Here is a 14,100-nt window from a genome sequence, read left to right on the forward strand (position 1 = left end):
CTACAGCCAGCCCTCGCGGCGATACCATTCCGCGGTCGCCGCCAGCCCGCTGCGGGTTTCCACCTGCGGCTGCCACAGCGCCTTGGGCGGCGCGGCGCTCTCGCTGACCACCCAGTCGGGATGTGTCATATAGCCCACACGGTCTGCCGTCAGCTTAGCCTTGGCCCCGCGCAGCAAACCATCCACCTTCGCGCCAAAGCGCAAGGCCCAGGCGGGTAGCCCCAGCACCAGCGGCCTTTTGCCCAGCCCTGCGCCGATCGCCCGCGCCATATCCTCATGCGCCCAGCCATAGGCCATGCCATCGTCGGGCTCAAAACAATGGCCGGTTACATCCTCGCTGGCCGGAATCAAGGCCAGCAACAGCCGCGCCAAATCCTCGACATGGATCATGCTGGCCCGCCCGCCCGCAGGCACCGGCACCACGCCCCATTTGGCCGCGCGGAACAGTTCAAACATTTCCCGATCGCGCGGGCCATAGATGGCCGGAGGGCGCACGATGGTCCAGTCCAGCCCGCTGGCCTTGACCAAGCCCTCGGCCCGCGCCTTGGATGCGCCATAGCGTGACAGCTCCGGCTCCCGCGCCGAGAGCGAGGAGACGAAGATAAAACGCGGCACGCCAGCTGAGCGGGCCGCCTCGATCACATTGAGCGTGCCTTCGACATTGGCGCGGTCGAAATCATCGGGGTCATGGGCATTGACCACACCGGCGACATGGATGACCACTTCGGCGCCTTCGACCATGGCGCGCAAGGCCTGCCGGTCGCCCAGATCGCCGCGCACCCAGTCCAGTCCTGCGCGTTCACCGGAAGGGTTGCGGGCCAGCCCACGCACCTGCATCCCCTCGCCCAGTGCCAGATCCAGCAATGTTTGCCCGACAAACCCCGTGCCGCCGGTAAGAGCCACCAGCGGCGCATCCAATTTCACCAAATTCACACCATCACCAATTGATCGCGATGCACCACCGCCGAACGCGGGGCATAGCTCAGGATCTCTGCGTGGTCGGCCGATTGCCGCCCCATCAGCGCGGCACATTCGGCCGCATCATATTCCGACAGGCCATGGGCCAACACCTGCCCCGAAGCATCGCGGATCGCCACCGCATCGCCACGGCTGAAACTGCCTTCGACCGCAGTGATGCCGGCGGCCAGCAGGCTGGCGCCCTGCGCAAGGGCACGCGCCGCACCAGCGTCCACCACCAAGCCCCCCTTGAGGCGCATACGCCCGCCCAGCCAAGCCTTGCGCGCCTGTTTACGCCCGCGCGGCAGGAACAGCGTTCCCACCCCGCCAAACACACGCGCCAGCGGTTGATCCTGCGTGCCATTGCCGATCACCAGCGCGATGCCCGCCATTTCGGCAATTTCCACCGCCTGCAGCTTGGAAATCATGCCCCCGCTGCCCATGCCAGAACCCGATACCGGCGAGGCCATGGCGCGGATTTCCGGCGTGATGCCATGCACCACCGGCAGCAGCTTGGCCCCTTCCTCAGAAGGATGGCGATCATAGAGCCCATCCACGTCCGACAGCAACAACACCACATCAGCCCGCGCCGCCTGCGCCACACGCGCGGCAAGGCGGTCATTGTCGCCAAAGCGGATTTCCTGCGTGGCAACCGAATCATTCTCGTTGATCACCGGCACCGCGCCCGCATCCAGCAAGCGGCCCAAAGTAGCCGTAGCGTTCAAATAGCGACGGCGGTCTTCCAGATCTTCCAGCGTCAACAGCAATTGCGCCGCCGTCAGCCCGTGCTGCCCCAGCAATTCCGCCCAAAGGCCCGACAGCGCGATCTGCCCCACGGCGGCGGCGGCCTGCGCATCGGCCAGACTACCGCGCCCGCCCTTTTCCAGCCCCAAACGCCGCGCGCCCAAAGCAATCGCGCCGGAGGAAACCACAATCACATCCTGCCCGCGCTGCTTGGCGGCGGCAATTTCGGCCACCAGCGCCTCCAGCCAAGCGCGGCGTGCGCCCGCCTTGTCCACCAACAGCGCCGATCCGACCTTGATGACCAGACGGGGCGTTTGCGCGGCATTCGCCAGATCGGAAAGGGAAGTGATATTAGGCATGGGTGGCCGCTTAAGCTAAAGGAGCGGAAGGGGAAAGGGCAGGATCACCCTTTGCGCCGAAACGTGCCTCTTGGGAGATTGACGGGGCGGCCCATAGTTCGCCGCCCCGTGCAAGGGTTCAGCCCAAAGGCGACCAGGGCGTATCGTCTTCTTCTTCCTGCTCACCGGCAGGGCGTTCGGTGACCGTGGCGGCGGGCAGATGGGCCACCACTGCATCCATCAACTTGTCGATACCATAGCCGCTGACGCCGGAAATGGCGAAAACCTCGTCCGCGCCTGCGTCCAGCAATTCCTCGCGATAGGCCTCGATCAATTCGGCATCGGCCTGATCGACCTTGTTGAGCACCACCAGACGCGGCTTGTCCTCAAGGCCGTTGCCATAGGCTTCCAGCTCTTCCTCGACGATTTCCAACGCCTCAACCGGCTCGACCACATTGCCGTCTTTATCGGTGCCCGCAATGTCGATCAGATGGATCAACACACGGCAACGCTCGATATGGCCAAGGAAGCGGTCGCCAATGCCCGCGCCATCGGCGGCACCCGCGATCAGGCCGGGGATGTCGGCCAGCACAAATTCGCGCGCATGGTGGCGCACCACGCCCAATTGCGGGCGCAAAGTGGTGAAAGCATAGGCGCCCACCTTGGCCTTGGTGTTGCTCACCTGATTGATGAAGGTGCTCTTGCCCGCATTGGGCAGGCCGACAAGACCAACGTCCGCCAGCAGCTTCAGACGGAGCCAGACATACATTTCCTCACCGGGCCAACCGGGGCCATGCTGGCGCGGGGCGCGGTTGGTGGAGGATTTGTAGCTGGCATTACCGCGACCGCCATCGCCGCCGCGCAGAAACACCTCGCGCTGGCCCGCCTCGGTCAGGTCGAGCAGCACGGTTTCGCGGTCATCGTCCAGAATCTGCGTGCCCACCGGCACCTTGATCACCAGATCTTCCGCGCTGGCGCCGGTGCGATTCTTGCCCATGCCGCCGCCGCCGCGCGCTGCCTTGAAATGCTGCGTATAGCGGAAGTCGATCAGCGTGTTCAGCCCCGCCACCGCTTCGAAAATAATATCGCCGCCCTTGCCGCCATCGCCGCCATCGGGGCCGCCATATTCGACATATTTTTCGCGGCGGAACGCCACGGCGCCGGGGCCGCCGCTGCCGGAACGGATATAGATTTTGGCTTGATCGAGAAAATGCATGTTTATCCGTGTCCTGTGCGGCGGGGGCCAATATCCGCTGTGAACGCCCGCTATGATGCTCCAGAACCATGCCTCCCCGAAAGGGAAGCCCATGCCAATGCGAAAAAACCCGTCAGGCTGGGCCGACGGGTCTTTCGCATCTGGTGGAGCCGAGGGGGATCGAACCCCTGACCTCGTCATTGCGAACGACGCGCTCTCCCATCTGAGCTACGGCCCCGTTCCAGTGCGAGTTGCAATCGGATCATGGGAATCCCATGACCTCGATCGCGAGAGGCGTTCCCTTAGCCTAGCAGGCTGAGGCAGGGAAGCCCCAAATTTACAGGGCGCGCAAATTTAGCCCGCCCCGCAACTTATTGGGTAGACGTTACCCGCGCGCCATATTTGGCATCCCATGCGGCCAGCTTGGCCTGATAAGCCTCATAATCGCGATAGAATTGTTCATAAACGCTGCCAAAAGTACCAAAGCTGCGCTGGGCAAAGGCGGGCAGATCCTTGGGCGCAATCAGCTTACTTTCCCGCGCCAGCACAAGGGCGGCATCGCAAAATTTGGGCTGGGTGGGCGGGAAAGCGAAGAAATTATAGACCTGCGTCATATAGGTCTCGCGCTCACGCAAGAATTTGGCGCCATGCAGCTTGCGAAAGGCGGTATCCACACCGGCATTGGCCTGCTTCAAGCCCTTGGCGTGGGTCTTGAGGAAAGCGCGATAGTGGTCGGCGATTTCCAGATGGGTGGGCGCGGTGCAGTTAAGCGCCGCAACATTGAAGGCCGAGCGGAAGTTCCAGATCAGCTGCTCACCGGTGGAATCGACCAGAATCGTGTGACGCATACCATCGGCGCCAACCGCAGGGATCTTCACATTGTCGGTTGCGCCAACGGGCGGCAGCGGACGCGGCTGCACCGGTTCGGGGGCAGGCGGCGGCGGGGGCGGGGGCGGCGGCGGAGCGATCACCGGCGGCGGCGCCTTCTCGCCGCAAGCGGCCAAAGCTGCCACGCTGGCCAGAACCCAGAATTTGCTCAACTTGCGCATGGTCAACCTCATTTCCTTTTATGGTCGGCCCTGTGCCACAAAAAAAGCCGGAGTGCCAAGCGACACTCCGGCTTCTGTCTTGTCTCGTCCGTCAGACCGGCGCGGATCGGTGGAAAACTCCTTGCCGCCCCGCGCTACCGCTTAATTGCGGCGGTCACCCAAGAAGCTAAGCAGGAACTGGAACAGGTTGATGAAGTCCAGATAGAGGTTCAGCGCGCCCATGATGGCCACACGTTCCTGCATCGAGGTGCCAGCCACATGCATGTAGGTGTTCTTCAATTGCTGCGTGTCATAAGCGGTCAGGCCCGCAAAGATGGCCACGCCCAGCAGCGAGATGGCAAAGCCCATACCCGGCATGGGGAAGAAAGCGTTGATCAGCATCGCGATGATCAGGCCAAACAGACCCATGGTCAGGAAACTGCCCATGCCCGACAGGCTCTTTTTCGTCGTATAGCCAACAAGGCTAAGGCCCGCGAAGGAACCGGCGGTGGCAAAGAAGGTCATGGCGATCGACGGGCCGGTGTAAACCAGCAGCAGCGAGGAGAGCGACAAGCCCATCGCCACGGCAAAGCCCCAGAAACAGGCCTGCAGCGTCGAGGTCTTCATGCGGTTGAGGCCAGCGCTCATCCCGAACACGAAAGCCAACGGGGCCAGCACGATCAGCCAGCGTAGCGGGGTGCGGAACACTTGCTCCGCCAGACCCGATTCCACAAAGCCCAGCGCCACAATGCCCGAAAGCAGCACGCCCGAAGCCATGTAATTATAGATCGAGAGCATATATTTGCGAAGGCCGGCGTCCAGCGCCGCGCCGCTCGCATAACCAGCATTCATCCTCGAAGACGCGCCAAAGCTCGTCTGCGACGGCTGGGGGTCATTCCAGATGGCCATTGCATTTACTCCATTCCGGCGGCGGCGGAAACTCCCGCGCCGCGCTACATCAGAATATCGGCAGGATGGGCCGGACTTCAAGTCGGAGCAAGCATAAAAAAGCGTAACAAATTGTGGCTGAATATCGCGCCGCAACTTTACGCTCTGGCGGCGCGCGCTTCTTGGCCCATTTCCACATTGCGATCGCGCGATGCGGCCAAGGTGGCCAAAATCAGATCAGCCATAGCATTATCCGCATCCAGCACGTTCAGCCCAGCCTGAGTCGAACCACCCGGGCTGGCCACACGCCGCGCCAATTCACCGGGCGAATAGGGCGAAGCTGCCGCCAAAGCCGCCGCGCCATCCACCGTCGCCTGTGCCAGACGCAGGGATTGTGCAGGGTCCAGCCCAATCGCCGCGCCGCCCGTAGCCAGCGCATCGATGAAGCGATAGACAAAGGCCGGACCGCAGCCAGCCAAAGCCGTCACCGCGTCAAACAGCTCCTCACCCACCCATTCGGGGGCACCCAAAGGCGCAAGGAAGTCAAACATGGCGTTACGCTGGGTCTCATCCAAGCCCTGCGCGACAACGCCCATCGGAGATTTGCCCACAGCCGCCGCCAGATTGGGCATCACGCGCACAATCCCCTTGGCCTGCGGGAAACGCGAAGCAAGACTGGCCAGTTCGACACCCGCCAGCATAGACAGCACCACCGTTTCTGCCCCCGCCAAAGCGGTGAGCAAACCGGCCACATCATCCAGCATCTGGGGTTTCACCCCCAGCACCATCACGTCGAAAACCCGCCCCTGCGGCAAGCTGCGCAGCAGCTCCACGCCATCGGGCGCCGCTTCCAGCTTGGGGTCGACAATCGTGAAACGATCCGCCGCCATGCCCGAACGCAGCCAACCCGCCAGCATCGCGCCGCCCATATTGCCGCAACCGATGAACAGAATCTTTTCAGGCCACATGTCTCACGCCTCCCCTGCCGCATCGACCAGCGCACTGGCCAAGGCTTCCTGCGGCGTCTTGTCACCCCACAGCAGGAACTGGAAGGCGGGATAGAAACGATCGCATTCCTCGACCGCCACTTCGACCAACATCTGCGCTTGGCCAAGGCTTAGCAGACCATCATCGCCCAACATCAGGCCATGGCGATACAGCAGCATGGAATTGTTCGACCACACATCGAAATGGCCCAGCCACAATTGCTCGTTGATCAGGCCCAGCATTTCGAACATCGCCACCCGCTTGTCATCAGGCACGCGGATTTCGGGCAGGCAGAGCAATTGCAGGACATTATCCTCCGCCCGCCAGATGGCGCGCAATTGATAGCTGGCCCAACTGGCCTGCACTTCGACGGTAATCTCGTCCTCGCTGACAAATTCATGCGTCCAGCCACGAGCCTCGAACAATTGCCCGAGCATCTCCACCGGAGGGCAGTCCTCGTGACGCCCCATTTCGCCTTCACTCAGCCTCATCATGCAGACCCGATCTGTCGTCCGGAACAAATGCTCCAAAGTGCAACCAACGCTATGCCTGCCTGAGCGAAACGAGCACGCCCGCCCAAGCCTTTATGCGATGCGCCATAGACCCCTGTCCGCACAAGTATGGCGCCTGCAACAATTGCGTATAAACCGACTTGCTTGTTTAAAGCTTGTGGAAAAACGCGCAACATTGCGCCGAGGCGCCAAAAGGGACAAAACTCAAGGCTCTCCTATAGAATCAACAACTTGCCCTTCGGAACTCAACCAGACATGCGAGTCCGCGAAACCGGCTTTGTGCAATTTGTCATTATAGGCCTTGGCCGCTGCCTCTGTATCAAACGGCCCGACCAACACGCGGTTGGTGCGCCCCCAATCGGAAATATGCGGCGTATGCCCCTTGAACAGGGCGGGCTCGGCCTTTTCGTTCTTGCGCCAATCGAACAGGATGCGCGAATTTTCCTTGCCAATGCCCACCTGCACCCAAATCCGGCTGGGATGCTTGGGCGGCGGCGGAGGGGGTGGCGCCTTGGGCGTGGGACGCGGCGCGGCAATCTTGCGAATATCCACCGCCCCCGATGCGGGCGCAGGGGCAGCAGCCACTTTCCCAAATTCTTCAAACAATTGCGTGAAGCTGGGCTTCTTGGCCGGTGCCTTGGGTTCGACCTTATGCTCGACCTTTGGCGCAGGCTTAGGCTCCGGTTTGGGTTCTGCCTTGGGCAAGGGCTGCACCACCGGTTGCGAACGCAGCACCAGCGCAGGCTCCAGCTTGGCTTCGATCCGCGGCGCAGGTTCAGGCTGCGGCGCCTGCACCTCGCGCTGCGGCGCGGGAGCGCTGACCGCAGGGGCCACGCGCGCCAGATCAAAGCTGGACACCACCGCCGCCGTGCCCACCTGACGGGTCGGTTCAGGCCGTCCGGCGTCAGACTTTGGCTCAGACTGACGCGAGGCCGCAGGACTGCGCACCGGCGTAGCGGCGGCCAGTTCCACCGGCACAGCGGCACTGGTGCTGCGCGAAGGCTTGGGCTCGGGCGGGGCGGCATTGGCTCGGCTGCCCAAAGCCTCGCCCTGCGGCACCAGAGCCAGATCCGCCGAAGCCGGACGGCGCAAGCCATGGCTGGCCACCCAATCGGCGATGCGGGCATTTTCCTGCCCCACTTGCGATGGCTGGGGGAAGAAACCCAGATTGGCCGCTGCCGCCTGTTGGGCAGGGGTCAGCTTGCGCATGTAACGCAAATAGGGCGCCATGGCCGAGGCCATTTCCGCAGGCATGGTGGAATTGACGATAGACACCGCCTCCTCCTCACGCCCCAGAATAGCATAGGAAAAGGCGCGGATACGCCAAGCCGAACGGTCCTGCTTCTGCAGCAAGGGCGCCAGCACGGTTTCCACTGCCTTGCGATCACCCATAATCGCCAGACTCAGCGCCAAGCGGCGCACCGCTTCATCGCCCGCGCCCGCCGCCAAAGCCTCGCGGTAATAATGCTGGGCGGTGACATTGTCGCTCACCAGATCATAGGCCAGCCCGCGATCGGCAATCTGCTCGCCATTGAGCGAACCCGCCTTGGCCGCGTCCTCGAACAGGCCAATCGCCGTCACCGGATCCTGCGCGCGCAAACGGGCCGAGGCCAGACTGGCCATCACATTGGGATTATAGGGCGACAAACGGTCGGCGCGGCTGAGGAAGCCAATCGCCGCCTGCACATCGCCCAGAGCCAACCCGGCATCGCCCGCCATTTGCAACGCCTCAATATCGCGCGAATTGCGGCCCAGACGCGCCAAAGCCGCCGCCAGCACCTTGTTAGGGTCCTGCGCCTCTGCGTTGACGGTTTGCGCAGAAACCGATGGCGCGCCCATCCAAGCTGCCGACAGACAAGCCGCCAACAAAATGTTTCGCCGCCAGCCAGCAGACTGACGGCGCTTTGCCATGTGCCCCTTGGGGTTCATTTCAGGCCTCATACAGCAGCAGGGCGGCACATATGCTGCGCCGCCCGCTTTGATTTACTGGTTATTCTGGCGACCGAGGAAGCGCGGAATATTGATCGCACCGCTATCTTCCTCACCCTCGCTATCCTCATCCTTGCGGCGCGAGGACAGATTGGCCATCCGTTCGAACAAAGTGCCTGCCGAACGCGGCGCGGGGGCCGCTTCAGGCTTTTCCGCCGCAGGAGCACGACGACGCGCAATCATCGGCGCTTCATCCTCACCCAGGCGGCTAGCGTCCAGCATCATTTCCTCACGCGGCGGCTGATAGGCGACGGGCTTGGCGGGAGCGGGCGCTTCCTCCAATTCCTCCAGCGCGCCCAGATCCAGCGTATCTTCCGGCGCCGAAGCATAGGGGGCGGGGCGGAAGACCGGCTTGGCTTCTGCCACAGGCTCGGCCACGGGCGGGGCATAGGTTTCAGGCGGCGCCACATGCAGCGGGGCAGCCTGCGGTGCGGGCTGCGGAGCCACCTGCGGGGCGGGGGCTGCTACCGGCTGCGGAGCAACCGAAGGCGCCACAATGCCCGGACGGGCCGGACCGCGTGCAGCCTGCATCGAGAAGGGACGCGAGGCTTCCTCGGCCTGACCAACGGTTTGTTCGATGCCGGTGGCCACCACGGACACGCGGATCTTGCCATCCAGATCAGGGTTGAACGCGCTACCCCAGATGATGTTGGCATTGGGGTCAACCAGTTCGCGGATATGGTTGGCGGCCTCGTCCACTTCCAGCAGCTTCATATCGTCGCCGCCGATGATCGAGATGATCACGCCCTTCGCGCCCTGCATCGACACACCGTCGAGCAGCGGGTTGGCAATTGCCTTTTCGGCGGCGTCCAGCGCGCGGGTCGGACCTTCGCCCTCGCCCGTGCCCATCATCGCCTTGCCCATTTCGGCCATCACCGAACGCACGTCGGCAAAGTCAAGGTTAATCAGGCCCGGCATCACCATCAGGTCGGTGATCGAACGCACGCCCTGCTGCAACACTTCATCGGCCAGCTGGAACGCTTCCTTGAAGGTGGTTTCTGCCTTGGCCACCAGGAACAGGTTCTGGTTGGGAATGACGATCAGCGTATCAACATGCTTTTGCAGCTCTTCGATGCCAGCCTCGGCGCTGCGCATACGGCGCGTGCCTTCAAACAGGAACGGCTTGGTCACCACGCCCACGGTCAGCACGCCCTTGTCACGCGCCGCCTTGGCGATGACCGGCGCCGCGCCCGTGCCGGTGCCGCCGCCCATACCGGCCGCGATAAACACCATATGCACACCGTCGAGCAGACGGTCGATTTCCATCAAGGTTTCTTCGGCAGCCGCACGACCCACTTCGGGGCGCGAACCGGCACCAAGACCTTGCGTGATATCCGGACCCAACTGGATGCGATGCTCGGCGATCGAATTGTTCAGCGCCTGCGCATCGGTGTTGGCCACGACAAAGTCCACGCCTTCAATCTGGGCGCGGATCATGTTGGCGATGGCATTGCCCCCAGCGCCGCCCACCCCGATAACGGTAATGCGCGGACGAAGCTCATCCACTGCCGCCGGACCAATATTGATGCTCATTGCCTTCTCCTGCGAGGCTTGCCTCGAAAACCCGCCCCCGTTGTGGAAGAGGGGCGCTCCTGCCAACCTTAAAATGCACACTTCGACTCAGCGAAGCAAAGCTTTCCGCACATTTGTCCACAGGGTTGCGGTCCACCGTGGAGCAAATACCGTCAACGGTTAGAAATAATCTTTGGCCGCATGGATTATCCGCGTCAGCCACCCGCCCTTCATGGCCTTGCGCCTTTTAGCCAGACCCACGGTGCGAATATCCACCGGATCGGCCGAGGCATATTGCACCAGCCCGGCCAGCGTCGAAAAACCGGGCGTAATATGCGCTTCGGGCAGGCCACGCAGGGTGGATGGCCGCCCGATCCGCACAGGCCGCCCCAAGGCGCCTTGGGCAAAATCGGCCAGCCCCGCCAATTCGGCGCCGCCGCCGGTAAACACCACCTGCGCCCCGCGCGCACCGGAAAAGCCCTGCGCTTTCAACACGCGTGAAATATCATCCATCAAGGCTGACAATTGGCCGGTGATCACGCTGATCAATTCGGCGCGCGGAATACGGTTTTTATCATCCGCATGGCGGGCCAGTTGGCCCGTGAATTCCTCGCCCGGCCCATGCACGGGAATCATCTCGCGATGATCCGCCGGTGTGGCAATCGCCGAACCATTGACACATTTCAGACGCTCGGCCTGAAAACGACGGATGCCGAACGAGCTGGCAATCGCATCGGTAATCGCGCCCGACCCCATCGGGATCGTGGCCAGCCCCAGCAACATGCCCGCCGCATGCACGGAAACTGTGGTCACTTCCGCGCCAAATTCCACCAGAGCCACGCCCAATTCGCGCTCTTCCATGGTCAGACAGGCAAAGGCGGTGGCCATGGGGCTGGCCACCACCGCTTCCACTTCCAGATGGGCATTCTGCACCGTCTCGGTCAGATTGCGGATCGGTGCGCTGTCGGCCAGCATGACATGCACGTCCACCCCCAGCCTTTCGGCATGGAGCCCGCGCGGGTTCACCACGCCATGTGCGCCATCCAGCATGTAATGCGCAGGCTGGGCATGCAGCACCATGCGGCCAGCAGGCTGAATGGTTTCGCGGGCGCACATCAACAGATGGTCAATATCATCCGGCTCGATCCGACGTCCGCCAATCTCGTTCTCGACATGAAACAATTCGCTGGCCAGCCCTGCCCCCGAACAGCCAATCCACACGCTGGACACGCTGGTATTGGCCATTTTCTCGGCCTTTTCGATCGCATCGCGCACGGCAAAAGTGGCAGCTGGCATGTCTACCACATAGCCCTGCTTGATCCCCTGCGCGGCGCGATGGGCGCTGCCCAGCACCACCATCTCGCCATTTTCATCGGTGCCAGCGATCAAGGCCGAAATGCGAAAAGAACCGATATTGACCGCGCCAAACACGCGGGCGATGCGGGAGGTGGCCATCAATGTTTCTCGGTCTTCTTGGGAGCAGGCTTGGCCTTGGCGGTCGATTTGGTGGCTGGTTTGGGCGCGGGCTTGGAGGCTGGTTTAGGGGCAGGCTTGGCCGCCGGCTTCTTGGCTTCGGGCTTATGCGCCTCTGCTTTATGGGGCGCCGTGGCGGGCTTATGCGCCTCTGGCTTACGCGCCTCAGCCTTGTGCACTTCGGGCTTGGCCACCACTTTGGCCACCGCCGCCAAGGGCTTGCCCACCACCGCGCTAGGCGGCTTGGGCGCGGCCTTCACCGGCTTTTCCGCGCTATGGGCCACTGCGGCGGCCACCGCCACACCGGCACCAACAGCTGCCGCACCAACCACTTTGGCGGTCGAACTCGACGCTGAGGCACTGGGCGTCGGCGATGCAGCAACGGCTCCCGCAGCCGCAGCACCATTGGCCTGAGCCGCGGCGGCGGCCGCCGCATCGGCCTCGCGGTTGGGCACGCGGGCATAGATCCGGTCGCCCAGACGCATGTCAAACGCCGCCGCCTGACCGCCCAGCAATTGGTTCGTGCCGTCATATTGCGCGAATTTCACCAGAGCATGCGCTGCCGCTTCCTCACCCTCGGGCAAGGCCAAAGTCTGGCCGGTCTTGAACGTCAGGTTCCAACGGCGGTGGCCGATCCATTCCGCCTCCGCCACTTGCGGGCGCAAAGCCGGTGCCGCATCGAGCAGCGCGGTCAAAGCCGCGACCTTCAACTCGGCCCCCTCGCCCGCCATCACCAGCCGGTTTTTGGTCCGCAGCGCGGCAATCGGCTCCAATTCGTGACCGGTCGCGTCGATCAAGACAAAACTGTCGCTGCCATCGGCCCCGCGTATTTTCAGCACGGCATGGGGCTGACGCTCGACAATATCCACCACCAGCGTATCGGGCAATTCGCGCGAAACCCGCGCCTCTTCCACCCAATTGAGCGTCATCAGATCGGCGCGGATCGCGGCCAGATCGATGCGGGTCATCGCCTGCCGCCCCTGCGTGCCCAGCACGCGGTCATAGACGGTCAGTTCATTGAGATGCTTGACCCCATGCACCTCCACCCGCCGCACCGCAAAACCGGCCTGCGTGGCGAGGCTGGCAACATGGTTTTCCGCCATGGCCGGAACGCCCGCCAGACTGGCGACCAGCACCAACAGACCCGCCGCCGCCGCCAGAATCAGCAGCAGGAAGAAGCGGTGCAACTGAGCCTCGGAAAAGGGCAGATTGTCCAAAACCCAGTCGAGCAGCGACCCCGTCTGCGCACGCGCCGCCTCCACCTTGCGGGCGGAACTGGCCTTGGCGGCCTGTTTGCGGGCGTTGGCCCCGCTGCGGCGGATCGTTTGCCCCATGGTTTCCCCCAATCCGGCCCCTTACGCCTTGCCAGCGTCGCGCAGGGCTTCGGCGATAATCGCCTCCACCAAAGTGGCGTAATCCATGCCCAGATAGCGGGCCTGTTCGGGCACCAGCGACAAAGGCGTCATGCCGGGCTGGGTGTTCACCTCCAACAGGAACAGGCCATCCAGACCCTTTTCATCGTCCCAGCGGAAATCGCTGCGGCTCGTGCCCTTGCAGCCCAGCAATTGATGGGCGCGCAGGGCGATGTCCTTGCAAGCCTGCGTGATCTCATCGGGGATCTGCGCGGGGCAGACATGCTCGGTCAGGCCATCGGTATATTTGGCGTCGAAATCATAAAAAGCCGTCTTTGGCTTCAACTCCGTCACCGCCAGCGCCTGATCGCCCAGCACAGCAGTCGTCAGTTCCAACCCGCGCACAAAAGGCTCGGCCATCAATTCGGGGAAATGCTGCCAAGGGCCAGCGACATCAGGGCTGATCGGATTGCCGTAATTGCCTTCCTCGGTCACGATGGCCACGCCCACGCTGCTGCCCTCGCTGGCGGGCTTCAAGACATAGGGGCGCGGCAGCGGATCGCCTGCATAAAGCTCGGAGGATTTCACCACGCGACCACCGGGCATGGGAATGCCATGCGGCACCAGAGCGCGCTTGGTCAGTTCCTTGTCCATGGCGATCACGCTGGTGGCAAGGCCGGAATGGGTATAGGTCAGGCCCATCAGGTCCATCATGCCCTGCACCGTGCCATCTTCACCCGGCGCGCCGTGCAGCGCGTTGAACACCACATCGGGCGCGGCGGCGGCAAGCACCTGCGCCACATCGCGGCCCATATCCACCCGCGTCACCTTGTGCCCACGGCTTTCCAGCGCCTTGGCCACGCCTTCCCCGCTCATCAACGAGACCGGACGTTCGGACGACCAACCGCCCATCAATACCGCGACATGAAGCTTGGGTAGGCTCACTTCTTTTCCCGAAAAATTTTTGGCCCGCCTCGCAGCATCCAGAATGCCGCAGCGACGAGCGCATAGTTGACCAGAACATACACAAGCGCAAACAACCGGTCTTCACGGCCCCATGCGTTTGCCACATCAAAATTCTTAAATCCCGCCCACAGGCTACCCCACAGCATAAGTGCCAAAAGG

The 14,100-nt window shown here is 62.9% G+C and carries 13 protein-coding genes and 1 tRNA gene; all 14 read right to left on the reverse strand.

Features of this window, described 5'->3' with window-relative positions; all coding sequences use genetic code 11:
- Positions 1-927, reverse strand: a complete 927-nt coding sequence (locus EOE18_RS00445; protein ID WP_246027180.1) for an NAD-dependent epimerase/dehydratase family protein — start codon at positions 925-927, stop codon at positions 1-3.
- Positions 928-929: 2 nt separating this feature from the next.
- Complete coding sequence (gene proB / locus EOE18_RS00450; RefSeq protein WP_127705112.1) at positions 930-2,060, reverse strand: glutamate 5-kinase; 1,131 nt, start codon at positions 2,058-2,060, stop codon at positions 930-932.
- Positions 2,061-2,178: 118 nt separating this feature from the next.
- On the reverse strand, positions 2,179-3,255 hold the full coding sequence (gene obgE / locus EOE18_RS00455) for a GTPase ObgE (RefSeq protein ID WP_127705114.1): 1,077 nt from the start codon (positions 3,253-3,255) through the stop codon (positions 2,179-2,181).
- A gap of 141 nt (positions 3,256-3,396) precedes the next feature.
- Positions 3,397-3,472 (reverse strand) — tRNA-Ala (locus tag EOE18_RS00460).
- Positions 3,473-3,605: 133 nt separating this feature from the next.
- A complete protein-coding gene (locus EOE18_RS00465) occupies positions 3,606-4,283 on the reverse strand; it encodes a hypothetical protein (protein WP_164852617.1) in 678 nt (225 codons plus the stop codon).
- Between the two features lie 141 nt (positions 4,284-4,424).
- Positions 4,425-5,171, reverse strand: a complete 747-nt coding sequence (locus EOE18_RS00475; RefSeq protein WP_127705120.1) for a Bax inhibitor-1/YccA family protein — start codon at positions 5,169-5,171, stop codon at positions 4,425-4,427.
- 137 nt (positions 5,172-5,308) lie between these two features.
- Positions 5,309-6,118, reverse strand: coding sequence for a pyrroline-5-carboxylate reductase (proC, locus tag EOE18_RS00480; protein WP_127705122.1), 810 nt, complete (start codon positions 6,116-6,118; stop codon positions 5,309-5,311).
- 3 nt (positions 6,119-6,121) lie between these two features.
- On the reverse strand, positions 6,122-6,628 hold the full coding sequence (locus EOE18_RS00485) for a type III secretion system chaperone family protein (RefSeq protein ID WP_127705789.1): 507 nt from the start codon (positions 6,626-6,628) through the stop codon (positions 6,122-6,124).
- 225 nt (positions 6,629-6,853) lie between these two features.
- Positions 6,854-8,560: a tetratricopeptide repeat protein gene (locus tag EOE18_RS00490; RefSeq protein ID WP_164852618.1), complete on the reverse strand. Its 1,707-nt coding sequence runs from the start codon at positions 8,558-8,560 to the stop codon at positions 6,854-6,856.
- 72 nt (positions 8,561-8,632) lie between these two features.
- Positions 8,633-10,171, reverse strand: a complete 1,539-nt coding sequence (gene ftsZ, locus EOE18_RS00495) for a cell division protein FtsZ (protein WP_127705125.1) — start codon at positions 10,169-10,171, stop codon at positions 8,633-8,635.
- 159 nt (positions 10,172-10,330) lie between these two features.
- Positions 10,331-11,605 (reverse strand): cell division protein FtsA, encoded by a 1,275-nt coding sequence (gene ftsA / locus EOE18_RS00500; RefSeq protein WP_127705127.1) that lies wholly within the window; start codon positions 11,603-11,605, stop codon positions 10,331-10,333.
- A complete protein-coding gene (locus EOE18_RS00505) occupies positions 11,605-12,957 on the reverse strand; it encodes a cell division protein FtsQ/DivIB (protein WP_220445949.1) in 1,353 nt (450 codons plus the stop codon). The genes ftsA and EOE18_RS00505 overlap by 1 nt, the downstream gene beginning before the upstream one ends.
- A gap of 21 nt (positions 12,958-12,978) precedes the next feature.
- Positions 12,979-13,920: a D-alanine--D-alanine ligase gene (locus EOE18_RS00510; protein WP_127705129.1), complete on the reverse strand. Its 942-nt coding sequence runs from the start codon at positions 13,918-13,920 to the stop codon at positions 12,979-12,981.
- Positions 13,917-14,096, reverse strand: a complete 180-nt coding sequence (locus EOE18_RS18640) for a hypothetical protein (RefSeq protein ID WP_220445950.1) — start codon at positions 14,094-14,096, stop codon at positions 13,917-13,919. Before EOE18_RS18640 ends, EOE18_RS00510 begins: the two co-directional genes overlap by 4 nt.
- Positions 14,097-14,100 lie beyond the last annotated feature (4 nt).

The sequence above is a fragment of the Novosphingobium umbonatum genome (assembly GCF_004005905.1).
GTDB classification, from domain to species: domain Bacteria; phylum Pseudomonadota; class Alphaproteobacteria; order Sphingomonadales; family Sphingomonadaceae; genus Novosphingobium; species Novosphingobium umbonatum.